This window comes from Arthrobacter globiformis (assembly GCF_030818015.1).
GTDB classification, from domain to species: domain Bacteria; phylum Actinomycetota; class Actinomycetes; order Actinomycetales; family Micrococcaceae; genus Arthrobacter; species Arthrobacter globiformis_C.
In genome coordinates, this window is sequence record NZ_JAUSZX010000001.1 from 2075798 (window position 1) to 2098324 (window position 22527).

A 22527-nucleotide genomic window follows, 5' to 3' on the forward strand; every position below is an offset into this window, starting at 1 on the left:
GCGGGTCGGTAGGATGGTAGCCGCGCCAAGGTGACATAGGCGCCTGCTTCCGCCCACGCGGAAGATCACGCCACGGGTGCGGGACCCGCCGTTTTCAGCCTAAGGATCCACCATGTCACAGCCGTCCCTGACCCTTCCTCCCACAGACCGGAAGGCTGTCCGCCGCCGGAGGCTCCTCGAACTGCTCGGCGCTGTTGCCATCGCCGCCACGTTCATCTTCCTGGTCCTCACCCAGCCTGCCGACATTGCGGGCGGGCTCGGCAGCGTTTCCTCGCTCGTCGCGCTGGGCGGCTTTCTCCTCGGTGCCCTGCTGCTGATCGTGGGCGTGCTCCCCACCCTGCCCACGTCCACCGTGGTGCTCATCCCGGTGGCCCTGGTCCTCAACATCGTGCTGGGACAGCTCATGGGCACCAGCGGACTGCCGTTCTACCTCGACTCCATCGGCACCGTGCTCATCGCCGTCCTGGCCGGACCTGCGGCCGGTGCCGCCACCGGTGCCCTGAGCAGCATCGTGTGGTCGTTCTTCAACCCGACGGTCCTGCCCTTCGCAGCCGGCGCAGCGCTGATCGGCTTCCTGGCCGGCGTGGCCGCACGGTACGGGCTGTTCCGCCGGTTCTACCTCGCTCCGGTAGCCGGCTTCGTCACGGGCATTGTCGCCGGCGTGGTGTCCGCGCCGATCGCCGCGTTCGTGTTCGGCGGCACCTCCGGGGCTGGCACCGGTGCGATCGTCAGCGCCTTCCGGGCCATGGGCGACACCCTGCTGGCCGCCATCACCAAGCAGGCCCTGATCTCCGATCCCATGGACAAGGCCATAGTCTTCGCCATCGCCGCCATGCTGGTCTACGCCCTGCCCCGGCGCACCACGTTCCAGTTCCCGTTCGTCCGCCGCTTCCGCGTCCTGGCCGGCAAGGAACCGGCCGCGCGGAATTCCTGACTCCGGAACCGCCGGTCAGGTGTCCCCGCGCCTCAACCCGCTGACCACGCTGACGGCCGCCGTCGCCGTCCTTGTCATTACGACGGCGGCCGCCAGTTGGGCGGTATCCCTCACCGTGGCGGTTAGTGCAGTTCTGCTTTCCGCCGCCGCGGGCACTTTGCCGCGGGTCCTTCTGGCCGCGGCCGCCATCATTGTGCCGTTCTGGCTTTCGCTGCTGGTGGTCCATGGCCTCTTCTTCCCGGAGGGGCGTACGGTGCTGGCCAGCTGGGGCCCTGCCAGGGTCACGGCGGAGGGGCTGTCCTTCGCGTTGGAGATGGGGCTCCGCACCGCGGCCTTCGTCCTGGTGCTGATGGTGTTTTCCTTCAGCGTCAGGGTCCCCGAACTGGTTGCCGCCCTGGCTGCCCGCCGAGTCCCGCCGCAGGTCGGATACGTGCTGGCGTCCACGCTGCTGCTTGCCCCGTTGGTCGCCGCACGGCTGGACAAGGTCCGCCAGGCGCAGGAGTCGCGCGGGCTTGTGGTGGGCCGGGGGATTGGCAGCCGGGCTGCGGCCATCCGGATGCAGATGGTCCCGCTGGTGCTGGGCCTGGTTCACGACGCCGGCATCAGGGCACAGTCCCTGGACGCCAGGGGGTTCAGGAGCGCCGGTCCCCGGACCAGCTACACGGAGGTCCGCGATTCAGCCGCGCAAGCGGCCTTCCGCATTGTGGCTATCCTGCTTGCCCTGGCGGCCGTGGGCTGGCGCATCGTTGAAGCGCTTTCGGCCGGGTCGCTGTCCGCATTATCCCTTTCCGGGGCTGGCCCGGGATGATCGCGGACAGGACTGCCGCAACCACGTTGCTGGCCTCCATTACCTCGTTTTCGTACCACGGCGATGCCAGCCCCGCGCTGCGCGGGGTGGAGGTGGCCGCCGCGCCCGGCACGCTGACGGCGGTGCTTGGCGGATCCGGCAGCGGAAAATCCACGCTGGGACGACTCCTTGGTGCCTGGCTGCTCGGTGGGCGGGACGGAGCGCTGGCCGGGAGCCTGCAGCTGGAGGTGGCCGGGCATCCGGCCAGCAGCCGTCCGCTGTCCTTTACCGGAGCGCCGGATGATCCGCGGATCGATCCCGGGGCGTGGGCACGGCACGTCGGCTACGTGCCGCAGGACGCAGCGTCCATGCTGTCGGCGGTTCGCGGAACCGTTGAGGAAGAACTCGCCTTCAGCCTGGAAAACCGCGGAGTTGCGCGCGTGGACATGGTGCGCACCGTCGCCGATATTGCCCGCCGGACCGGACTCGAAAGACTCCTGCAGCGGGATCCCGCCACACTGTCCGGCGGCGAGCTCCGCCGCTTGGCCGTGGGCTGCGCGGTGGTGGACGGTCCTGGCATCCTGATCCTCGACGAGCCGCTCGAGTCCCTGGACCAGGCCGGGATCCGGACGGTGATGGAGCTGGTCCATGCCGAGCTGGCCCAGGGTACCGCCATTGTGGTGCTGAGCCAGCACGCCGATGCGCTGACCCGCGCCTCAGAGCGCTGGCTGGTGCTGAAAGATGGGGAGGTGACGGCGGCGGGACTGCCAGGCCGGATCCTGCAGGGTGAGACGCCGGCCGAGTCCGGCGTCGTCATCTCGTCCCCGGAGCCGGAACCGGAGCCGGAGCTCGGCGCGCAGCCCGAACCGGCGCTGCCCGCGGCGTCGACGCTTCCTGTGGCGGAGGCTGGGGCCGGAACCACTGCGGTTTTGGAGCTGGCGAACGTGGTCTTCGGTTTCGGGGCAGGCCAAACGGATTCGGAGGACAGCATTGTCTTGGCGGGTGTGGACCTGCAGGTGATGCCCGGGGAAGTCGTGGCAGTGACCGGGCCCAACGGCGCCGGCAAGTCCACACTGCTCCGGCTCCTCAACGGCCTGTACCGGCCGCTTCGCGGTGACGTCCGCGTGGCCGGCGAGTCCATTGCGGGGGTTCCCACGGGTCTGGTGGCCCGCCGGCTGGGGCTCCTGTTCCAGCACCCCCATGACCAGCTGTTCGAGCGGACCGTGCTGCGGGAGGTGCTGTTCGGGCTGGACCGCCTTTTCGGTGCCGAGACGCCGGAACGGGCAAGGGCAGCCCTGGCCGCCGTTGGCCTTGGAGCCAGCGAAAACGCCCACCCGCATGAGCTGCCGGCGTCCGGTCAGCGGCTGCTGGCCCTCGCCACAGTCCTGGCGCGTGATCCGTCGGTGCTCGCGCTCGACGAACCAACGGTGGCCCTTGACGCCCACGGCTTGAAGCGGCTCACCGCCGCCGTCTCAGCGGCGGCCGGCCGCGGCGCCGCCGTCGTGATGGTCACCCACGACCTCGGGTTCGCCAAGGCCCACGCCCACCGGCTGCTCAGACTCGACGGCGGCCGGCTCCGGCCGCACTAATGCGCCCCCTGCAGTCCGGGCAGCTCTGTCAGGAAATGCCAGTCAGGAAATGCCCGTCCGGAAATGCCCGTCAGGAACGGGAAGCCACGCCCGGCGGCAGGAACCGCTTGCCGTTGACGCGCTCCGAGGCCCCCACCCTGTCGAGGTAGGGGGTGATCCCGCCCAGGAACATCGGCCAGCCGGCACCCAGAATCATGCAGAGGTCGATGTCCTGGGGCGCTGCCACCACACCCTCTTCGAGCATCAGCCCGATCTCCTCGGCCAAGGCGTCCTGAGTCCGGCGCAGCACTTCGTCCGCGGTTGATGGTGTGCTGCCAAAGGACATCAGGGCCGTGGTTGCCTCGGGTATCTCGTGCCTGCCGTCCGGCGCCGCGGACCACAGTGACCTGACATTGTTGTCCACCAGCTTCTGGAGGTTCTGCGAGACCGGAAAACGGTCGCCGAAGGCCGCGTGGAGGGATTCCTGAACGTGCTGGGCCACCGGCAGTCCCACCATGGCGAGGAGGGTGAACGGCGTCATGGGAAGACCCATGGGGCGCAGCGCGGCATCCGCAACCCGGGCCGGCGTGCCTTCGTCGAAGGCTGCCGTGACTTCGCCCATGAGCCGCAGCAGGATGCGGTTGACCACGAACGCGGGAGCGTCCTTGACCAGAACGGCCGTCTTTTTCAGGCCCCGGGCGAGTTCGAATGCCGTGGCGAGCACGGCGTCGTCGGTCTTCGGTGCCCGGACGATTTCCAGCAGCGGCATGACGGCCACGGGATTGAAGAAGTGGAAGCCCACCAGGCGCCCGGGGTGCTGCATGTCCGCGGCCATGGCCGTCACGGACAGCGAGGAGGTGTTGGTGGCGAGGATGCACTCCGGTGAGACAACGGCCTCAAGCTCGGCGAACACCTGCTTCTTGACGCTCAGTTCCTCGAACACCGCCTCAATGACGAAGTCTGCGTCCGCGAACGGCTCCTTGGAAACTGACCCTGTCACCAGCGCCTTGGTCTTCGTGGCAACATCGGTGGCCAGCCGGCCCTTCGCCACCAGCTTGTCCACTTCGTTGTGGACATAGCCGACTCCCTTGTCCACCCGCTCCTGGTCGATGTCGGTCAGGACCACGGGAACCCCGAGCTGGCGGGCGAACAGCAGGGCGAGCTGGCTGGCCATCAAGCCGGCGCCCACCACGCCGATCTTCGTGACGGACCGGGCGAGCTCGCGGCCGGGGGCGCCGGCGGGCCGCTTGGCCCGTTTCTGCACGAGGTCAAGGAAGGCATAAACCGTGGCACGGAACTCGTCGGTCTGCATGAGGCTTGCCAGCGTCTCGCATTCGAGCGCGGCAGACTCGGCCTGGGTCAGGGTGCGGTTCGCCGCCATGATGTTCAGCACCTCGGCCGGCGCGGGGGAGGCATTGGACGTTTTGGTTTCGACGACGGCGCGGCCCGCAGCCACGGCGTCCGTCCAGCGCGCGGCAACCGCTGGGTCGGCGGGATCGACGGCGACGGGCCGTTCCGGTGCTGTGCCTGAAACAACGCCAGCAGCCCAGGCGACCGACTGCGCCAGGAAATCCTCCGGCTCGAACAGCGCATCCGCGATGCCGAGCTTGAAGGCTTCGGCGCCGGACAGCGTGCGGTTGTTGTTCAGCGCGTTCTCGATCATCACCTTCACCGCATTCTCCGGCCCGATCAGCCGCGGCAGTAGGTACACGCCGCCCCACCCGGGTACCAGCCCCAGGAAGGCCTCGGGAAGTGCCAGCGCCCCGGCGCGGGTGGACACGGTCCGGTAGGTGGAGTGCAGGGCGATTTCCAGGCCGCCGCCAAGTGCCACGCCGTTGATGAAGGCGAAGCTGGGAACGCCGAGGTTGGCCAGCGTGGCGTAGACCTCGTGGCCGAGCTGGGCCATCCAGAGGCCATGCTCCCGCTCATGCAGGGACGTGACCGCGGAGAGGTCGGCGCCGGCCACGAAGAAGTTCGGCTTCCCCGTTACACCGACGGCCGCGATCTCGCCCGCAGCCGCCCGTCCGCGCAGCCCTTCGAGGACGGTGCCCAGTTCAACGAGCGTATTGGGGCCAAGCGTCGTGGGCTTGGAAGGGCCCAAGCCGTTGTCCAGGGTGATAAGGGCCAGGACGCCCGGACTGGCCTGGCCGTCCGCGGCCGGGAGTTCGATGTCCTGCACTGACGAATGAGTGACCGACTCATCCGGGAAGAGATCGGCAAGCTTGCGGAAATCTGCGGCGCTCATTCTGTGGCTCCTCATTGAGACGGGCGGGCCGTCCGGGCCTGGACAGCCGGGGCGGGCATCAGTGGTCCCAACGTTACTCGTGAGTAACATTGGCTGCAACCGGTGCGGTGGCTGCCTGTGGGGCCAAGCCTAGAGCGTTTCCCGGTGTAGGGGTTTAGGAGTGCACCCAATCCCCGCCTGCCCGGTCGGCGGTGTGGCTGCGTGAAGGCGACCACGGTGTTCGGGCAGGTGTCTTCCTACGCTGCCCTGAATGATGTCCAGTCGGGCCATGGATCCACTGGCAGCGGCGGTTCAGGGCCGTCGAGACCCACCGGGCTCTCAACATCGTCCAGGTCGTCGGGAGCTTCCGAAGATTCGGGCGGCGGCTCCGGATATTCCTGGCCGGGTGGCGGCTCCGGCCAGGATGGTGGTTCCCAGTCCTGCTGTTCGCTGGGGTAGTGGCGGCCCGTGGGCGAGACCCAGCCCGGTGGCGTGTCCCGGGTGGCGCCGACCGGTCTCCATGTTGTGCTGTGTTTAAGTCGGTGGTGTTTGGGACAGGGCTGGCCAAGGTTGCTGATCCCGGTGGTCCCCCCGTCGGCCCAGGCCAGCAGGTGGTCGGCGTCGTTGTCCAGGGAGTGGTTGTTGCAGCCGGGAAACGTGCATCGTCCGTCCCTCAGCCGCAGCCATTGGCGCATGTGCTTTGGGATCCTGTAGCTGGTGCGGCCGATCTCCAGCGGCGCCCCATCCCGCGGATCGGTCAACACCCGAAGGAACGACGAGCCCCCGTCGGCGACGAGCCGGCGGGCCATGGACGGCGGGATCGGCCCATACCCGTCCAGCGTGGCCGGTTCGTGGGTCAGGCCGAGCAGCGAGAACACCGGAACCGTGACCAGCACCTGCGCCGCCGGAGACGGCACATCACCAGCCGGCACAGGACCGCCTGGCGCGGACCCCGCCGGTAGGGAACCTGCGGGAAAGGATCCCGTCGCCCGGTCGCCAGGCGCACCGTCAACCCGCTGAACCGGGCCCAGCAGCCACCCGGCGGCAGCGTCCAAGCGCAACTGCGTGAGGGTCCGGGACTCGGACGGACCCTGCAGGGCGCGGGCGGCGGCGGTGGCGCGGTCCCAGATCCCGGCAGCCTGGTCCGCGGGCAGATACGCCGACAGCCAGGCCATGCCGTCCCGGTCCGGCACATACTCCAGCCGGCGGTCCTTCGCACAGTTGCGGTGCCGGGTTTCGATGCTCACCGGGTGATGCCGTTCCCGCCAATAGCGTGCCCTGGCCCGGAACCTGGACGGTGTCAGCTCCCCGGCGGGACACCCCCTGGCAGCATGCGGCGCGTCAGGGTCCAGGAAATGCGCCTCCAACGCCGCAGCGGCCGCCCGATCCAGCCCGTCCGTTTCATCGCACATCACCCGAGCATGCTGCCAGGAGAGGGTTCCCGCCTGCAGCGCGGCCAGCGTCAACGGCAGGTCCGTGCTCAGCATGGCGGATTCAGCCAGAAACCGTGCCGCCGACCCTTCGCTCACGGTCAGGGCACAGGCAACCTGCGCGGTTACAGACATCTGCAGGACGGCTTGTTCCCGTGGGGACGTGTCAGGCGATGCCATCGCCGCCTCCGCAGTAGCGTATCCGGCGGTGAGGTGCACCTTCACGGCCGCAAACCGGGCTTCCATGCCGGCCAACTCAGCCAGGCCGTCCAGGAACGCATCCGCCTGTTCTTGCAAAGAATCCGCGGCCGCCGTGTCCGGATCAGCCGTCCCGCGGAGCGCGGCAGCCAGCGCTGCGGCAGAGGCACTGATAGCCTCCAACGTCTCCACAGCAGCCATGCCATCCATACCCACAGCATGACAGCAGGGTCCGACAAAAACGCCCGCCACACAGAATCGGTCCGGATGCATCATGCCCTACTTGGCACCAGGCCCCCGTTACCCACACCGTGGCGCGGACCTAGGGGACTGTCCTCTGCGCTGCAGTAAGCTTGCAACGCCGATTCGACAAGCCTACGCCGAGGCTTCCTTTGTCTCCCTGGCTTCCTTGGGCGGAAGGGGCTGGGGGTTGAGGAATGCCGCGGTGATCAGCGGTGCTGCCAGCCCTACCTGCCACGGCCGGGCGCCTAGCTCGCGCAGTTCCTCGGCGATGGCGGTTTCACTGATGTCCGCCGGTGGCCGCCACGCGACGCGGCGGAGGTAGTCCGGGGTCAGCAGGTTTTCGAGCGGCAGCTTGAGTTCGTCCGCCTTTTCCTGCAGCAGCGGCCTGGCGGTTTGCAGCCGCTCGGCCGCGGGAAGGTCGCGGTCGGCCCAGACCCGCGGGGGCGGCGGGGCGTTCGTGGGCAGGTGGAGCGGCGGAAGGTCTTCGAGTGCCCGGGCCGCTGCGATGCACCGCAGCCAGCGCGGGGCCTCCCGCTGGGCCGCCCTGCCGTGGAACCCCTTGGTGCCGAGCAATTGCGGCACGGTCGTGGGCATCGCCTTGGCGGCGGCGACGAGGGCAGAGTCGGGGATGAGCCGGCCGGGGGCGACATCGCGCTTCTGGGCCAGGGCATCGCGTTCGAGCCACAGCTCCCGCACCGCGGCCAGCTGGCGGCGGTCCCTTATCTGGTGGAGCCCGGATGTCTTGCGCCAAGGGTCCACTCTGGGCGCGGCGAGCCCGGCGGACAGGATCGCGGCGAACTCCTCCTCGGCGTATTCGAGTTTTCCGTCCGCTTCGAGCAGTTCGATGAGTTCCTCGCGAAGTTCCGTCAGAACTTCGACGTCGAGCGCTGCGTACCGAAGCCAGGGTTCCGGCAGGGGACGGGTGGACCAGTCGGCCGCCGAGTGCTCCTTGGCGAGCCCAAAACCAAGCAATTGCTCGATCACGGCCGCGAGGCCGACACGGGGAAGGCCTGCCAGACGGGCTGCCAGTTCAGTGTCGAAGAGCCTGTCCGGCCACATGCCCAGTTCCGACAGGCAGGGCAGGTCCTGGCTGGCGGCGTGCAGGATCCATTCGACGCCCCGCAGGGCATCATTGATGATCCGCAGGTCCCCGAACGGCTCGGGGTCGATCAGCCAGGTTCCCGAGCCTTCCCGACGGATCTGGACAAGGAAGGCGCGCTGCCCGTAGCGGAAGCCCGAGGCGCGCTCCGCATCAACGCCGGCCGGTCCTGTGCCAGCGGCGATCGCGGCAGCGCAACGTTCCAGCCCGGCCTGGGTTTCGATGACCAGAGGCACGCCGTCGCGGGGGGAATCAAGGTCGATGACAACGGGGACCCGGCTGTCAAAGCCTTCCACCGTTATGTGGGGTGTGGTTTCAGCAGCCGGAGCGCCGGCTGTGGTGTTATCCGGATTTTGAGGGGTCATGATGACCCTAGTTTACCGGCAGCAGGCGCAAGGGCGGTTCCGGGACGGCACGCGCCGCCGTCGGAAGCGACGGCGGCGCGGTGTTCATGTCACTGCGCACAGGCGAACCTGTGCATAGACGAAACAGTGCATAGACGAAACAGTGCATAGACGAAACTGTGCTCGGGCGACCACAGCTCAGGCGAAGAGGCCTTCCCCGACAAAGCCGCCCTGCTTGACGCCCGGCGGCACGGCGAAGAGGCCGGACCCTGTGTGCTTGAGGTATTCCAGGGCGAGCACGTCCTCCTTGGCCATGGTCATCTGCATCGGAACGTAGTGCGTCCGCGGGTCCTTGACGAAGGCAATGAAGAACAGCCCGGCGTCGAGGTGTCCCAGCCCGTCCGAGCCATCGGTGTAGTTGTAGCCGCGGCGGAGCATCCGCACGCCGTCGTTCTGGTCCGCGTGGGCCAGGCGGACATGGGAGTCCATGGCAATGAGCGGCTCGCCGTCGTTGCCCTTGATGCCGAAGTCGGGGGCGGTGAATTCCTTGCCGCCGGACAGGGGAGCACCTTCTCCCTTGGTCCGGCCGATCAGGCCTTCCTGTTCGCGGAGCGAGGTGCGGTCCCAGATCTCGATGTGCATCCGGATGCGGCGCGACACCAGATAGCTCCCGCCCTCCATCCAGGCTTCGCCTGCGCGGGATCCGGCGCCGGCCCACACGTGCTCGTCCAGCAGGGCGGTGTCCTCGGCCTTGAGGTTGTTGGTCCCGTCCTTGAAGCCGAAGAGGTTGCGCGCGGTCTGCTGCGCCCGCGACGTCGACGACGTGCGGCCGAAGCCCAGTTGGGACCAGCGGACGCGGGTCTTGCCGAAGCCGATGCGGGCCAGGTTGCGGATGGCGTGCACCGCCACCTGGGGATCGTCGGCGCACGCCTGCACCACGATGTCGCCGCCTGTGCGGGCCGACTCCAGCGCGTCGCCGGGGAAGTGCGGCAGATCGATCAGGGCATCGGGCCGCTTTCCGTCGAGGCCAAAGCGGGCCTTGCCGTCCTTTTCGAACAGCGAGCCGCCGAAGCCAAACGTGATGGTGAGCCGGCCAGCGTCGAGGTCCAGCGCCTCGCCGGTGTCCTCCGGCGGGGCATCGTACGGGCCGTCAACGGCGCCGGTGGTCCCGGTGGTCCGGCCGGCGGTCATGGCCGCCGCGGCGGCGGTCCAGTCCTTGAGGAGGTCGATGAGCGCCGCGCGGTCTTCGGTGGTGACGTCGAAGGCTGCCATGTGGAGGCGGTCCTGCGCAGCGGTGGTGATCCCCGCCTGCCGGTCGCCGAAGAAGGGGATGACGGAATCGTTGGCAGCCGGGGGCGCTGCGGCGGCGGCCAGGGCGTCGTGGCCGAGCAGGCCGGCGGCGATTCCAGCCACCGCTCCCGCGCCGCCCACGCCGGCCAGTCCCAGAAGTCCGCGCCGTGACAGGCGGCGGGTACCGCCGTCGGACGTCTCCGGCGACGCTTCGGAAGCGTCGGAGTGCGTGCCGGCAGGCGGCTGCTGGCCGCCGCCGAAGGGGCAGCCGCTCACAGCACCACTGCCGCGGTGAGCTTGGACAGCGGCTCGCCGAGGGCGTCGACCAGGGCGCTGAGCTGCTGGACCTCGTCCTTGCTCAGCTCGTTGTAGTAGGCAAAGCCGTCGCCCTTGGCGTGGTTCTTCAGCTCAGCCTGCAGGGCGCTGAACTTGGCGTCGAGGTCCTTAGCCAGCGCGGCGTCCTTCTGCTGCAGGGCGGGCTTGAGATTCTCGAACGCAATCCGGGCGCCGTCCACGTTGGCCTGGAAATCCCAGAGATCAGTGTGCGACCAGATTTCCTCCTCGCCCGTGACCTTGCCGCGGGCCACTTCATCCAGGAGTTCCTTGGCGCCGTTGCCCAGCTTGTCCGCGCTGAGCTTTACGGTGCGGGTGCGGGTGCTGAGTTCCTCCGTGTCGGCCACCAGCTGCTTGGAGATTGCGGCGCGCTCAGCTGCGGTCAGCTCCTTGTATCCTGCCGGCGGGAACAGGTCCTTCTCGGCCCGGTGCCAGCCTGTCCACTTCTGTCCCGGTTCAAGGTCCGCCTCACGGGCATCGAGCTTGGGATCGAGATCCCCGAAGGATTCGGCCACGGGTTCGATCCGTTCCCAGTGCATGCGGGTGGCGGCGTACAGGCTCTTGGCCTTGGCTGCGTCGCCTGCAGCGTAGGCTGCGGCGAATTCCTTGGTTCCGGCTACCAGCTGCTCGGTTTGGTCCTTGACGTAGGCCGTGTACTGGGTGACCCCGGTGTCCACGAGTTTCTGGAGGTCGGCGTCAGCGGTGGCCTGCTTGCCCGAGTCCTTGACGGTGAAGTCCGCGCGGATGCCGTCACCCTTCATTCCCGGCTTGCAGGCGGTGATGTACTTTCCTGCCGGCGCGGTGAGCACCAGGTTTCGGGTGATCCCGGGGCCGATGTTCTCCACTTCGGCCACGATCCGCAGGCCGTCTTCGGCGAGCACGTAGAACTCGGTGACTTCGGCGCCGTCGTTCTTCACGGCAAAGGTCAGGTTTCCGCTCGGGGCTTCAGCGGCGGAGACCTTGCAGTCGGCATCTGTGCTGGTCACCTGGATGGGCCCGTCGGTGGTACCGGACGGGTTGGCGCTGGCGTTGTCGGTGCAGGAGGCGAGTGCCAGCGGGAGGACTGCGGTGGCTGCCACTACGGCGAGGCGGGCACCGGCAGTCCGGCGGATTTTGGGCGAGGTCAAGCCTGGCATGTGGATTCCTTGGGGGTGTGGGGTGCAAGGGTGTTGGGGTGCAAGGGTGTTGGGGTGCAGGGGTGTTGGGGATACAGCGGGGTTTGTTGGGGTGTGGTGGTGGTTGGAGGCAGGCGCTGCCGGTCAGGAGGCGACGGCTGCCGCTGTGGCAGGAGCTTCTGCCCGCCGGAGCGGCGGGCGGAAGTTGGCCCGCAGGTAGAAGAACATGACGGGGACGGCGTACAGGACCCAGGCGGCTGCTTCGAGCCACGTCGTAGCAGGGGAGAAGTTCAGGGTCCCCTTCAGCAGGGTGCCGTACCAGGATGACGGCGGGACGGCGGTTGAGACGTCGAAGGCAAGGCTGTGCAGCCCCGGCAGGATGCCGGCCTCCTGCAGGTCGTGGACGCCGTAGGCGAGGACGCCGCCGGCGATGACCACCAGGGCCACGCCCGTCCAGGTGAAGAAGAGGGACAGGTTGACCTTCAGGACGCCGCGGTGCAGCAGATAGCCGAGACCGGCTGCCACGGCGAGGCCCAGCAGGGCGCCGAACAGAGGGGTTCCGGATTCGCCGCTGGCCTGGGCTGCGGCCCACAGGAAGAGTGCCGTCTCCAGGCCTTCCCGTCCGACGGCCAGAGCCGCGACAAGCACCAGGCCCCAGGCGGCGCCGTCGGCCACGCCATCAACCCGGGAGCGCAGTTCGCTGCCGAGCGAGCGGGCGGTGCGCGCCATCCAGAAGACCATCCAGGTGACCAGTCCGACGGCGACGATGGACAGGCCGCCGCCGATGGCTTCCTGCGCTTCGAAGGTCAGTCCCCGCGGGCCGAAGGTCAACAGGGCGCCGAATCCGACGGACACGGCAACAGCAATTCCCACGCCCGCCCACAACCGGGGGAGCAGCGCCCGGCGGCCGCTCTTGGTCAGGTACGCCATCAGCAGGACGACGATGAGCGTCGCCTCGAGGCCCTCCCGTAGGCCGATGAGGAAGTTGGCTGTCATGTAAAGCACCTTCTGCCGGGGGAGCCCGTCTTAGGCTCACCTAAGCACGGGACTTTACACGGCCAAGGCGATTAGGCAAAAGAATCGTGCCGTAATTGCCGGAGAAATTACTCCACCGGTTTGGGCAGCTCTGATTGGGCAGGGCAGTTTTAGGCAGGGCCGGTTTGGGCGGAGCAGTCCCTAGTTGCGGCGTCTGCGGGGGAGCGCGGAGACACCGTCGGGCAACGGCGGCAGCCCGGCGAAGGTGCACACCATGTCCGACCACGCCTCGAGGTGGGCCTGGACGTCGGCGCCGGCCGGAGTCCATGAGGCGCGCAGTTCAATGTCGATCGAGGCTGGCCGGTCCGCCAGCGTTCCGAAGCTTTCGGACAGCACGCGGGTGGCCGTCCCCCCGGCCGCGCGGTACGGGGCACGGTGGGTTTCGAGGGCTTCCACGAGCCATGTCCAGGCCACCGAGCCGAGCATCTCGTCGTTGCCCATCTCGGCGTCGAGCTGCGCCCGGATGTAGGTGACGATCCGGAACTCGCCGTCCCAGACGGCGGAGCCGTCGGGGTCATGCAGCAGGATGAAGCGCCCGGTGGCGAGTTCCTCGCCGTCGTCGTCATCATCTCCGGGGGAGGCTCCGGCGGCGGCCGACCGGGCCAGCGCCATCGCCGCCGGCCCGTGGACCGGCGAACGGTCCTTGCCGCCGCTGGGAACTATGACCTCGGCGCCGAGGGCGACGGCGAACGGCGCCAGCCGGGCGGGCGCCGGGATCTCGTCGAGGCGCAGTTCGCTGCGGCAGCGTGCTTTGCGGAGCGTTCCCAGCGCATACAGGAAGTTCGCGGGAACCTGGGCAAGTGCGTTCACAATGGCAGGGTACGCATTGGAAACCGCCGGTTCCGGCAGGCTCGCCGCCTGCTCACGCAATCCCGCGCATGTTACTGCGCCGCCGCCGGTGAGGACCCGTGCCGGGCCAGTTCGGCTTTGATGGCTACCACGAAGGCGTCGACGTCCTCCTCGCTGGTGTCGAAGGAGCACATCCAGCGGACCTCTCGGGTGGCCTCGTTCCAGTCGTAGAAGCGGAAGGACTCCCGGAGCCTGTCCGCCACCCCGTCAGGAAGGACCGCAAAGACGCCGTTGGATTCCGTCTTCTGCGTGGGTTCGACGCCGTCGAGGTCGTCCACCGCTGCCCGCAGCCTCGCGGCCATGGCGTTGGCGTGGGCGGCCGAACGAAGCCACAGGTCACCTTCGAGCAGGGCGATGAACTGCGCAGACATGAACCGCATCTTGGAGGCCAGCTGCATGTTCATCTTGCGCAGGAAAAGCAGCCCCTGGGCGGCGTCGGGGTTCAGCGCCACCACCACCTCGCCGAACAGCAGCCCGTTCTTGGTTCCCCCGAAGGACAGGATGTCCACGCCGGCGTCGCGCGTGAAAGCCCGGAGGGGAACGCCCAGGTGCGCCGCCGCGTTGGCCAGCCGGGCCCCGTCCATGTGCAGCTTCATGCCCTTGGCGTGGACGTGCTCGGCGATCGCCCTGACTTCATCCGGCGTGTAGCAGGTGCCCAGTTCGGTGGTCTGGGTGATGGATACCGCCAACGGCTGGGCGCGATGCTCGTCACCCCAGCCCCACGCTTCGCGGTCGATGAGTTCCGGAGTGAGTTTGCCGTCCGGGGTGTGCACCTGCAGCAGCTTCATGCCGCCCACGCGCTCCGGGGCGCCGTTCTCATCCATGTTGATGTGTGCCGTCGATGCGCAGACCACAGCACCCCAGCGCGGGAGGAGGGACTGCAGGGAGAGCACGTTGGCGCCTGTGCCGTTGAAGACCGGGAAGCACTCAATGCCCGGCCCGAAGTGCTCCTCCAACAGCTCCTGCAGGCGGGCCGTGTAGGCGTCTTCGCCGTAGGAAACCAGGTGCCCCTCATTGGCGGCGGCCAGCGCGGCCAGCACCTCGGGGTGCACCCCTGAGTAGTTGTCCGAGGCAAAGCCGCGCACCGAGGCGTCGTGCAGCCTGGACATGGTGCCGCTGCCGGCAGTTTCAACAGTTGTTGTCATCTCTTTGGTCACGCTTTCAGTCTAGGTAGTTGCGGCGCCGGCGGGCACCGGGGCCAGCACCAGCCGCTGCCCGTTCAGCTCCGCGGCGGGCTGGCTGAAGAGCCCGACGGCGGCCGCCGCCAGCTGCTCGACGTCCGTGTAGCCGGGGAACTTCCGTTCGGGCTGCCTGCTGCGCATGCCTGCGTCCACCAGCGCCTTCACCACGAAGACGACGGCGGCGCTGTGCTGGGGTCCGTCGGCTGGGCCGTCCTGGCGGAACCCCTCCGCCATGGCCATGGTCCACGCTTCCGCGGCCGCCTTGGCCGCCACGTAGCTGGCGACGCCGGCGGCCGGGCTGCCCACCGCCGTCGAGGACACCATGGCAAACCGTCCGCAGGGCGAGGCGGCGAGGTCGTCGTAGAAGACGCGGGTCACGTTCCGGAGCGTTGTGACAGCGCTGCGTTCCAGGAAGTCCCAGTCCTCATCAGACTGGTCCGCGATGCCTTGCGCGCCGCGCCAGCCGCCCACCAGGTGGATGATGCCGTCGATCTTTCCGGCGGTGCGCGCGAGCTCTTGCTGCAGTTCGCGGACGGCGGCGAGGTCGCCGAGGTCGCAGACGAGTGGCGTGGCGCCGCCCGCGGTTTCCGCGGCGGCCTCGATGCGCGCCGTGTCCGAACCCACGGTGAAGACGTCAAAGCCGGCCTGCAGCAGGGCGTGGGCGGCCGCGACCCCTGACGGTCCGCTGCCGCCCGTGACCAGCACGCGCAGTGGCCTGCCGTCGGTCAGGCTGGAGCCGGTCATGCTGCCCTCAGTCATGCTGCGGCAGCCGCCGGGTCGCCTGCCGGCAGGGCAGCGTCCGTGGAACCGGTAATGCCTGCGGTGGATTCGATGACGGGGCGCATTTTCTTTTCCAGGGCCTCGTAGAACATGGACAGCGGGAACTCGTCGTCCAGGACCTGGTCGGTGAGGCCCCGCGGCGGCCCGTCGAGCGGGAGGGCGCCCGGCCCTTTGGCCCAGACAGAAGCCGGGTTCGGCGTGACGGTGCCCGAGATCAGCTCGTAGGCCGCCAGCCAGTGGGCGGTCTTGGGCCGGTCGATGGAGCGCCAGTAGAGTTCCTCGATCCGGGCGCCCAGCTCCACCACCACTCCGGCGACGTGTTCCCAGTCGATGGTCAGCCGGCTGTCGGTCCAGTGGAGGACACGGTGCTGGTGCAGCCACGCGAACAGCAGCTGGCCGCCGAGCCCGTCGTAGTTGCGCACCCGGCTGCCGGCGATGGCGAACCGGAAGATGCGGTCGAAAATGACGGCGTACTGCACGAGCTTGGCATGCCGGCGGGCTTCCGGGTCCGCAGCTTCGTCCTTCTCGATCTTCACGGATTCCCGGAAGGCTGTCAGGTCGCAGCGCAGTTCCTCGAGGGAGTACAGGAAGAATGGCATCCGCTGCTTGATCATGAAGGGATCGAAGGGCAGGTCCCCGCGCATGTGCGTGCGGTCATGGATCAGGTCCCACATGACGAAGGTCTTTTCGGTGAGCTCCTGGTCCTCGAGGAGTTCCGCGGTCCCCGCCGGCAGCTCAAGTGAAGTGATATCAGCGGCGGCCCGCAGGACTCGGCGGAAGCGTGCCGCTTCCCGGTCGGCGAAAATGGCGCCCCAGGTGAACCTGGGTGTCGCGCGCACGCCGACGGTTTCGGGGAACAGCACGGCGGAGTTGGTGTCGTACCCGGGAGTGAAGTCGATGAACCGGATGGGCACGAACAGGGGGTTTGAGTAGTCGCCCTGTTCCAGGCCAGCAATGAAGTCGGGCCACACGACGTCGATGAGGACAGCCTCCACGAGCCGGCTGCTGCTGCCGTTCTGCGTGTACATGGGGAAGACTACCAGGTGCTGCAGGCCGTTCTCGCGGTCCGCCTGCGGCTGGAACGCCAGCAGGGAGTCCAGGAAGTCCGGTACGCCGAACCCGTCCCCGGCCCAGCGACCAAAGTCGCGGCACACCAGGTCCAGGTACAGGGAATCGTGGGGGAATGCCGGTGCCAGCGCCTCGACGGCGCTGACAAGGGCTTCGACGTGGCCGTGGGCTGCCGCATGATCGGCCTGGTCCGGGATGGAGCCGTCCTGCACCTGCAGTTCCCGCAGGGCAATGGCCGCCGCCTTGAGACACTGCCATTCCGGGTGTTCCGCGGATATTCGGGCTGGTGCTGTGTGTACGGTTACGGTCATCGCTGGCCTCGCCTTTCGGGTTATCTGAGCTTCTTACGGCGAGCGTAGCAAGCAGACAGCCTTCCTAATCGTTCATAGGCTTGAGCATAAGAAACTGTAGTGCTCGAGGCTGCCCAAATAACCGCTAGGCGCAGCGCCCGGCAACCTCAGCTCTGCGGGTCGTCGACGGCCGGAACCAGCTTCAGTGAGATGGAGTTGATGCAATAACGCTGGTCGGTCGGCGTTCCGTAGCCCTCGCCCTCGAATACGTGCCCGAGGTGCGAGTCGCAGTTGGCGCACCGCACCTCGATGCGGTCCATGCCCAGGGTGCGGTCGTGGATGTAGCGCACACGCCCTTCGGCCAGCGGGGCCCAGAATGACGGCCAGCCGCAGTGCGAATCGAACTTCTCCTTGCTGGTGAACAGCTCGGTCCCGCACGCGCGGCAGTTGTAGACGCCGGCGGTGTGGGTGTCCCAGTATTCGCCGGTGTACGGGCGTTCCGTGCCGGCTTGGCGCAGCACGTGGTACTCCTCCGGTGTCAGTTCCTGCTGCCAGGCTTCGTCGGATCGGCCGGCGGCAGGGGTTGTGGAGGTATTCGTGAGGTCGGACTTCTCAGGAGTGCTCATAGTCGGACCAACGCTCAGGAGTCCCCGATAAATCCCGAGCCCGCGTAAAGATGCAGTACGGGGAGCCCCAGCTTGTCCTGCGCCCTGTTGGCCCAATCGGTATGGAAGGTGTCCGACACGGCATGCGGCCTGGTGATGACGACGGCCTGGGCAGCCCCAAGCTCCTTGACCTTGGCCACGAGGCCGTTGACGGCCCCGCCGGCCACCACCTCGCCGGCAACGCCGCCGCCGAGTCCTTCCAGCGCGCTGACCGAGGTGGCCAGCGTCGCGTCCGCCGCTGCCCGTTCCTCGGCAGGGTCCGGCGCGTGGGAGGTCAGCTCCCGGAAGGCCTTGGCAATGTCCAGCATCGACAGGTTCTCGAGGAAGTCCACCAGCAGATGCCGTTCCGTATTGGCAGGTACCAGCACAACCAGGGGCGCGTCACCCCCGTCCACCAGGCGTTCGATGTTCACGCGGTCGTCCGCACCCAGCGGCTCTTCAGTGAGAATGACGATTGGATCGCTCATGGCATCAGCCTAGTCCCGCCCGCCAATGCCCGCATGTATTTGGCCCGCCTGCGTTTGGTCCTCAGTGATTTGGCCGTGAATGTGCCGGAAGGCGCCGGATCCGTCAAGATGGGTGGCATGGATTCCGCGCAGGCTGCTTTGACAACCCCGTCTACTACCCAGGGCAATGCGATGACCCTGAGGGCGAAGTGGACACTCGGGGGAATCATTGCCGGCGGCAGCGCGGCTGCCCTGCTCGGTGCCGGATCGTCTGCCCTCGCGCTCTACTTTGCCCGCCGAGTCCTCACCCCCGCCCGCGTGCGGGCGGCGGACCAGGAAGTCCTGGCAGTCATCAGGGACGGCAGGGACCTGCAGGTCATCCTCGCGGCCACGCCGGAGACAACACACAATGGCGTGTACAGCCTCTTCTTCGACGCCGGTGCCGGGCACGCCCGGATCGGCAGAATCCTTTCCTATTCCCCGGCCGAGCGCACCGTGCTGCGGGAAGTTGAGGCCGTCTACAGCGGCAACCTGGAAACTGCAGGCCGGGGCTGGTGGGGAGGGGCCACGTACCAGCATCCCTCCGACGTCGGGCTGGCCTCCGAAGATGTCGCCATTGAGGTTGAGGGCGGAACTGCCCCGGGCTGGCTGATCCCGGGTGAAGCCGGGGCCGAGACCTGGGCCATCATGGTCCACGGGCGCGGGGCCACCCGGCAGGAGTGCCTGCGTGGAGCGCGGGTGGCCCACGAACTTGGGCTGCCGAATTTGCTGGTTTCCTACCGGAACGACGGCCTGGCGCCGGCAGCATTCGACGGCCGGTACGGGCTGGGGTCGACGGAGTGGCGGGACATCGACGCTGCCATCTCCTTTGCCCTGGCCCGCGGCGCCCGGGAGGTTGTTCTCTTCGGCTGGTCGATGGGCGGCGCCATCTGCCTGCAGACCGCGGACCTGTCGGAGCACAGGCATGTCATCCGGGCCATGGTCCTGGACGCGCCCGTTATCGACTGGGTGAACGTGCTGGCCCACCACGCCGAGCTGAACCGGATCCCGTCGGCCGTTGGCCGGTACGGCCAGCTGATGATGGGCCACAAGGTGGGCCGCCGGCTCACGGGACTGGCTGCGCCTGTGGACCTGAAATCAATGGACTGGGTGTCGCGGGCCGTCGAACTCCGGACGCCGACGCTCATCATCCACAGCGTGGACGACGAATACGTTCCCTACCAGCCGTCGGCCCTGCTCGCCGAAAAGAACCCGGAAATGGTCACGTTCGAGCCGTTCGAGGGGGCGCGGCATGCCAAGGAGTGGAACGCCGATCCGGTCCGCTGGGAAGGGCTCGTCCGGGCGTGGCTGCAGCAGCAACTGGCGCCGCGTGTAAATCCGGGTTCGGGTCCTGTTCAGCCCGCCTGAGCGCCAGTTCCGATCGCGGCCGTGACGGCTTTGGTGAGGCGCACGAGGTCGCGGGGATCCAATTCGATGTCCAGGCCCCGCCGGCCGCCGGAGACCAGGATGGTGTCCAGGATGAGGGCGCTTTCGTCGATGACCGTGGGGGAGGGCTGCCGCTGTCCCAGGGGCGAAATTCCGCCAAGCACGTAGCCGGTGCGCCGTTCAGCCGCCGCGGGGTCAGCCATGGCGGCCTTCTTGCTGCCCAGTGCCGCAGCTATCGCCTTCAGGTCCAGGCTTCCGCTGACGGGAACGACGCCGACCGCCAGTCTGCCGTCGACCTCCACCATGAGCGTCTTGAAGACCTTTGCAGGATCGATCCCCAGGACTTCGGCTGCCTCCATGCCGTAACTGGCCGCGGCTGGATCATGGCTGTACGGGTGCAAGTTAAATGAAACGCCCGCCGCAGCCAGTACGGCTGTGGCAGGCGTTCCCAGCGACGTGTTTTTTCGCGCCATGCGGGGTCCGGCTTCTAGGCGTAGAGCCGGGCCGCGGCGGCCACCTTGCGCTTGATGCGCCCGAGCATCGCAGTCATGCCGCGCATGCGCAACGGCGTGATAGCGCGGGTCAGGCCGAGCAATTCCGGCATGTCATCGGGTACAGCCAGGATCTCCTCGGCGGTGAGGCCGTCCAGTCCTTCATGGAGCACTCCGGCGAAACCACGGGTGGTGGGGGCCTCCGGCGGCGCCTTGAAGAACAACCGGAAGGCGGGGGATCCGCCGTCGTTCTTTTCCGTCTCAATGGTGAGGAAAAGAGGCGACTGGCATTCCACCACCTGCTCCAGCAGCTCAGGGTGGTCGTTCAGGCGCGCCGGCAGCTCCGGCAGGCCGCGGGAGAACTCCAGCAGGAGCTGCAGCCGCTCGGGCTCGCTCAGTGCCTGGAAGTCGTCGACAATCTCCGCCAGGGCGGTGGGAAGTGCTTGAGTACTCATCACTTCCAGCTTACGCAGGTTGTCCCCGTCCGCCGCTTTTTTACGCTTGCTTACCTCGCGGCAACTGCCGGTACTGAGCCGCGTTCCGCGCCCTTGGCAATCGGCACGCGCACAGCGTTGCCCCATTCCGTCCAGGAGCCGTCGTAGTTGCGGACGGTTTCAAAGCCGAGGAGGAACTTCAGCGCGAACCAGGTGTGGCTGGAGCGTTCGCCAATGCGGCAGTAAGCCACGACGTCGTCGCCTTCGGTGAGTCCGGCCTCGCCCAGGTACAGGGCCTCAAGCTCGGCGCGGCTGCGGTAGGTGCCGTCCTCTGCTGCTGCCCGTGCCCACGGGATCGACGCCGCGGTGGGAATGTGGCCGCCGCGGAGCGCGCCTTCTTCCGGGTAGGCAGGCATGTGGGTGCGCTGGCCCGTGTATTCCTCAGGGGAGCGTACGTCGATCAGTGGCTTGCCGAGGTGGGCCAGGACGTCTTCCTTGAAGGCGCGGATCGGGGTGTCGTTGCGCTCCACCACGGGGTAATCCGCTACGGCCGGCGAGGGGATGTCGGTGGTCAGCGCACGGCCTTCGGCGATCCACTTGTCGCGGCCGCCGTCGAGCAGACGGACGTCCTCGTGGCCGAACAGGCTGAAGACCCAGAGGGCGTAGGCGGCCCACCAGTTGGACTTGTCGCCGTAGATGACAACGGTGGCGTCGCGGGAAATGCCCTTCGCGGCGGCCAAGGCGGCGAACGCCTCGCCCTCCACGTAGTCACGGGTCACTTCGTCGTTCAGGTCGGTGTGCCAGTCGATCTTGACCGCGCCGGGAATGTGGCCGGTTTCGTAGAGCAGGACGTCTTCATCGGACTCCACCACAACGAGCTTGCCGTCGTTAAGGGCGCCGGCGTCGATCGCCGCAGCCAGCCACTCGGTGGAAACCAGCCGTTCCGGGTGCGCGTAGGCGGCGAACTTCTCATTCTGTTCAACGGGGTAGGACATGCGTATGGCCTTTCACTGAAACGGTCAGGTCAGACCGCCGGGGGACGGCGGGTCACTGGTCCAACACTAGCCATGGGCCGGTTCGAATGCTCCTGTGTGTTAACAGGACGAAATGTGTGCTTGCTCACGGCATCGCGGGTAGCGAGGGGTTGCCCGCAGGGCGGGCGGCTGATGCCGGTATTCTTGCTGGGGACAAATCACCAGCAGAATGGACCACCTTGGTACAGATCGAAAAGCTCGCCACCCGGACGCCGGCGGTGTCGGTGGATGAGCTCCTCAAAGGTTTCTACCCATCGCCCAGGTTCGGGCAGGTGTCCTTTGCAAGCTACCGGCCCGACCCGAAGCAGCCAAGCCAGTCGGCGGCAGTGAACGCGCTGCAGGCTTTCGCCGGAGGAATCGGCGCCGGGGACGGCGGGGGACTGTTCAAGAAACTCTTTGGCAAGAAGGACGCGACCCGCGCCGGCATTTACCTCGACGGCGGATTCGGCGTGGGAAAAACCCACCTGCTGGCATCGCTCTGGCACGCTGCCCCCGGCCCAAAGGCCTTCGGCACCTTCGTGGAATACACCAACCTGGTGGGTGCCCTGTCCTTTCGGAAGACCGTCGACGCGTTGAGCTCCTACAAGCTTGTGTGCATTGACGAGTTTGAACTTGACGATCCAGGCGATACGGTCCTGATGTCCCGCCTTATGCGGGAACTGGCCGACGCCGGCGTGAAGCTCGCGGCCACCTCCAACACCCTGCCCGGATCGCTGGGCGACGGCCGGTTTGCCGCCGTGGATTTCCAGCGTGAAATCCAGGTCCTGGCTGACCAGTTCGATGTCATCAGGGTTGACGGCGAGGACTTCCGCCATCGCGGCCTCCCGGCCGCGCCGGCGCCGCTGCGGAACAGCGAGCTCCACGCCCACATGAAGGCGGAGTTCGACGGCAAGACCGTTGCCGAGGATGACTTCGGCACCCTCATCTCACACCTCGCGGGCGTCCACCCGAGCCGTTATCGCAAGCTGATTGACGGCGTGGACGGCGTTGTCTGGCGGGACGTGGAAACCATCACCGAGCAGGCGGTGGCGCTGAGGTTTGTGGTGCTTGCCGACCGCCTCTACGACAAGGACGTTCCGATCCTTGCCAGCGGCGTTCCGTTCGACAAGCTGTTCACCGAGGAAATGATGAACGGTGGCTACATGAAGAAGTACTTCAGGGCGGTCTCCAGGCTTACAGCGCTGGCCCGCGAAGGCCAGAACCACGAGCCCTCGTAGGCACGGGCTTTTGTAGACAGGCGAGTCTTCTTTCGGGAAAACGAAAG

General features: G+C 67.7%; 20 protein-coding genes. 5 read left to right on the plus strand and 15 right to left on the minus strand.

What is annotated here, in order from left to right; translation table 11 throughout:
• The first annotated feature begins 112 nt into the window (after positions 1–112).
• Genes QFZ23_RS09485 through QFZ23_RS09495 form a run of 3 tightly spaced genes read left to right on the plus strand, consistent with a single transcriptional unit; the run spans position 113 to position 3310 of the window.
• Complete coding sequence (locus QFZ23_RS09485; RefSeq protein WP_306922412.1) at positions 113–934, plus strand: ECF transporter S component; 822 nt, start codon at positions 113–115, stop codon at positions 932–934.
• Positions 935–953: 19 nt separating this feature from the next.
• Complete coding sequence (locus QFZ23_RS09490) at positions 954–1742, plus strand: energy-coupling factor transporter transmembrane component T family protein (protein WP_306922414.1); 789 nt, start codon at positions 954–956, stop codon at positions 1740–1742.
• On the plus strand, positions 1739–3310 hold the full coding sequence (locus QFZ23_RS09495) for an ABC transporter ATP-binding protein (RefSeq protein ID WP_306922416.1): 1572 nt from the start codon (positions 1739–1741) through the stop codon (positions 3308–3310). The genes QFZ23_RS09490 and QFZ23_RS09495 overlap by 4 nt, the downstream gene beginning before the upstream one ends.
• 70 nt (positions 3311–3380) lie before the next feature.
• Here the strand turns inward: QFZ23_RS09495 and QFZ23_RS09500 are convergent, their stop codons facing one another.
• From QFZ23_RS09500 to QFZ23_RS09555, 12 genes are all read right to left on the minus strand, one after another.
• Positions 3381–5534 carry a 3-hydroxyacyl-CoA dehydrogenase NAD-binding domain-containing protein gene (locus QFZ23_RS09500; protein WP_306922418.1) on the minus strand — a complete coding sequence of 718 codons (2154 nt, stop codon included), beginning with the start codon at positions 5532–5534 and terminating at the stop codon, positions 3381–3383.
• A gap of 236 nt (positions 5535–5770) precedes the next feature.
• Positions 5771–7351 (minus strand): HNH endonuclease signature motif containing protein, encoded by a 1581-nt coding sequence (locus QFZ23_RS09505; RefSeq protein WP_306922420.1) that lies wholly within the window; start codon positions 7349–7351, stop codon positions 5771–5773.
• A 165-nt stretch (positions 7352–7516) separates the two neighbouring features.
• On the minus strand, positions 7517–8848 hold the full coding sequence (locus QFZ23_RS09510) for an HRDC domain-containing protein (protein ID WP_306922422.1): 1332 nt from the start codon (positions 8846–8848) through the stop codon (positions 7517–7519).
• 177 nt (positions 8849–9025) lie between these two features.
• The gene (gene efeB / locus QFZ23_RS09515; RefSeq protein WP_306922424.1) at positions 9026–10393 is read right to left on the minus strand and encodes an iron uptake transporter deferrochelatase/peroxidase subunit; all 1368 of its coding nucleotides are present in this window, start codon (positions 10391–10393) and stop codon (positions 9026–9028) included.
• Positions 10390–11586, minus strand: a complete 1197-nt coding sequence (gene efeO / locus QFZ23_RS09520) for an iron uptake system protein EfeO (RefSeq protein ID WP_306922427.1) — start codon at positions 11584–11586, stop codon at positions 10390–10392. Before efeO ends, efeB begins: the two co-directional genes overlap by 4 nt.
• A gap of 123 nt (positions 11587–11709) precedes the next feature.
• Positions 11710–12561 (minus strand): iron uptake transporter permease EfeU, encoded by an 852-nt coding sequence (efeU, locus tag QFZ23_RS09525; RefSeq protein ID WP_306922429.1) that lies wholly within the window; start codon positions 12559–12561, stop codon positions 11710–11712.
• A gap of 180 nt (positions 12562–12741) precedes the next feature.
• Positions 12742–13413: a DUF3000 domain-containing protein gene (locus QFZ23_RS09530; RefSeq protein ID WP_306926774.1), complete on the minus strand. Its 672-nt coding sequence runs from the start codon at positions 13411–13413 to the stop codon at positions 12742–12744.
• 68 nt (positions 13414–13481) lie between these two features.
• On the minus strand, positions 13482–14594 hold the full coding sequence (locus QFZ23_RS09535; protein WP_306926776.1) for a threonine aldolase family protein: 1113 nt from the start codon (positions 14592–14594) through the stop codon (positions 13482–13484).
• A 21-nt stretch (positions 14595–14615) separates the two neighbouring features.
• Positions 14616–15389: an SDR family oxidoreductase gene (locus QFZ23_RS09540; RefSeq protein ID WP_306922431.1), complete on the minus strand. Its 774-nt coding sequence runs from the start codon at positions 15387–15389 to the stop codon at positions 14616–14618.
• Positions 15386–16789, minus strand: coding sequence for a DUF6421 family protein (locus QFZ23_RS09545; RefSeq protein WP_306922433.1), 1404 nt, complete (start codon positions 16787–16789; stop codon positions 15386–15388). Before QFZ23_RS09545 ends, QFZ23_RS09540 begins: the two co-directional genes overlap by 4 nt.
• Before the next feature lie 146 nt (positions 16790–16935).
• Positions 16936–17394, minus strand: coding sequence for a peptide-methionine (R)-S-oxide reductase MsrB (gene msrB, locus QFZ23_RS09550; protein WP_306922436.1), 459 nt, complete (start codon positions 17392–17394; stop codon positions 16936–16938).
• A 14-nt stretch (positions 17395–17408) separates the two neighbouring features.
• Positions 17409–17900 (minus strand): hypothetical protein, encoded by a 492-nt coding sequence (locus QFZ23_RS09555; protein ID WP_306922438.1) that lies wholly within the window; start codon positions 17898–17900, stop codon positions 17409–17411.
• A gap of 117 nt (positions 17901–18017) precedes the next feature.
• Here QFZ23_RS09555 and QFZ23_RS09560 point away from each other — a divergent pair, with 117 nt between their 5' ends.
• Entirely contained in the window at positions 18018–19286 is a 1269-nt protein-coding gene (locus QFZ23_RS09560; RefSeq protein ID WP_306926778.1) for an alpha/beta hydrolase family protein, read from the plus strand.
• On the opposite strand, the gene ybaK is transcribed toward QFZ23_RS09560, so the two are convergent.
• The 3 genes from ybaK to QFZ23_RS09575 are packed head-to-tail and all read right to left on the minus strand — an operon-like array spanning position 19274 to position 21224.
• On the minus strand, positions 19274–19777 hold the full coding sequence (gene ybaK / locus QFZ23_RS09565) for a Cys-tRNA(Pro) deacylase (protein ID WP_306922440.1): 504 nt from the start codon (positions 19775–19777) through the stop codon (positions 19274–19276). The genes QFZ23_RS09560 and ybaK overlap by 13 nt on opposite strands.
• Positions 19778–19791: 14 nt before the next feature.
• Positions 19792–20250: a SufE family protein gene (locus tag QFZ23_RS09570; protein WP_306922441.1), complete on the minus strand. Its 459-nt coding sequence runs from the start codon at positions 20248–20250 to the stop codon at positions 19792–19794.
• 50 nt (positions 20251–20300) lie between these two features.
• Positions 20301–21224 carry a sulfurtransferase gene (locus tag QFZ23_RS09575; protein ID WP_306922443.1) on the minus strand — a complete coding sequence of 308 codons (924 nt, stop codon included), beginning with the start codon at positions 21222–21224 and terminating at the stop codon, positions 20301–20303.
• 218 nt (positions 21225–21442) lie between these two features.
• Here QFZ23_RS09575 and zapE point away from each other — a divergent pair, with 218 nt between their 5' ends.
• Complete coding sequence (gene zapE, locus QFZ23_RS09580) at positions 21443–22480, plus strand: cell division protein ZapE (protein WP_306922445.1); 1038 nt, start codon at positions 21443–21445, stop codon at positions 22478–22480.
• The last annotated feature ends 47 nt before the right edge of the window (positions 22481–22527 follow it).

Coding starts and splice junctions, on each gene's coding strand:
- QFZ23_RS09485 (WP_306922412.1), top strand. CDS start 113: ATGTCACAGCCGTCCCTGACCCTTCCTCCCACAGACCGGAAGGCTGTC.
- QFZ23_RS09495 (WP_306922416.1), top strand. CDS start 1,739: ATGATCGCGGACAGGACTGCCGCAACCACGTTGCTGGCCTCCATTACC.
- QFZ23_RS09500 (WP_306922418.1), bottom strand. CDS start 5,534: ATGAGCGCCGCAGATTTCCGCAAGCTTGCCGATCTCTTCCCGGATGAG.
- QFZ23_RS09505 (WP_306922420.1), bottom strand. CDS start 7,351: ATGGATGGCATGGCTGCTGTGGAGACGTTGGAGGCTATCAGTGCCTCT.
- QFZ23_RS09510 (WP_306922422.1), bottom strand. CDS start 8,848: ATGACCCCTCAAAATCCGGATAACACCACAGCCGGCGCTCCGGCTGCT.
- efeO (WP_306922427.1), bottom strand. CDS start 11,586: ATGCCAGGCTTGACCTCGCCCAAAATCCGCCGGACTGCCGGTGCCCGC.
- efeU (WP_306922429.1), bottom strand. CDS start 12,561: ATGACAGCCAACTTCCTCATCGGCCTACGGGAGGGCCTCGAGGCGACG.
- QFZ23_RS09535 (WP_306926776.1), bottom strand. CDS start 14,594: ATGACAACAACTGTTGAAACTGCCGGCAGCGGCACCATGTCCAGGCTG.
- QFZ23_RS09540 (WP_306922431.1), bottom strand. CDS start 15,389: ATGACTGAGGGCAGCATGACCGGCTCCAGCCTGACCGACGGCAGGCCA.
- QFZ23_RS09545 (WP_306922433.1), bottom strand. CDS start 16,789: ATGACCGTAACCGTACACACAGCACCAGCCCGAATATCCGCGGAACAC.
- msrB (WP_306922436.1), bottom strand. CDS start 17,394: ATGAGCACTCCTGAGAAGTCCGACCTCACGAATACCTCCACAACCCCT.
- QFZ23_RS09555 (WP_306922438.1), bottom strand. CDS start 17,900: ATGAGCGATCCAATCGTCATTCTCACTGAAGAGCCGCTGGGTGCGGAC.
- QFZ23_RS09560 (WP_306926778.1), top strand. CDS start 18,018: ATGGATTCCGCGCAGGCTGCTTTGACAACCCCGTCTACTACCCAGGGC.
- ybaK (WP_306922440.1), bottom strand. CDS start 19,777: ATGGCGCGAAAAAACACGTCGCTGGGAACGCCTGCCACAGCCGTACTG.
- QFZ23_RS09570 (WP_306922441.1), bottom strand. CDS start 20,250: ATGAGTACTCAAGCACTTCCCACCGCCCTGGCGGAGATTGTCGACGAC.
- QFZ23_RS09575 (WP_306922443.1), bottom strand. CDS start 21,224: ATGTCCTACCCCGTTGAACAGAATGAGAAGTTCGCCGCCTACGCGCAC.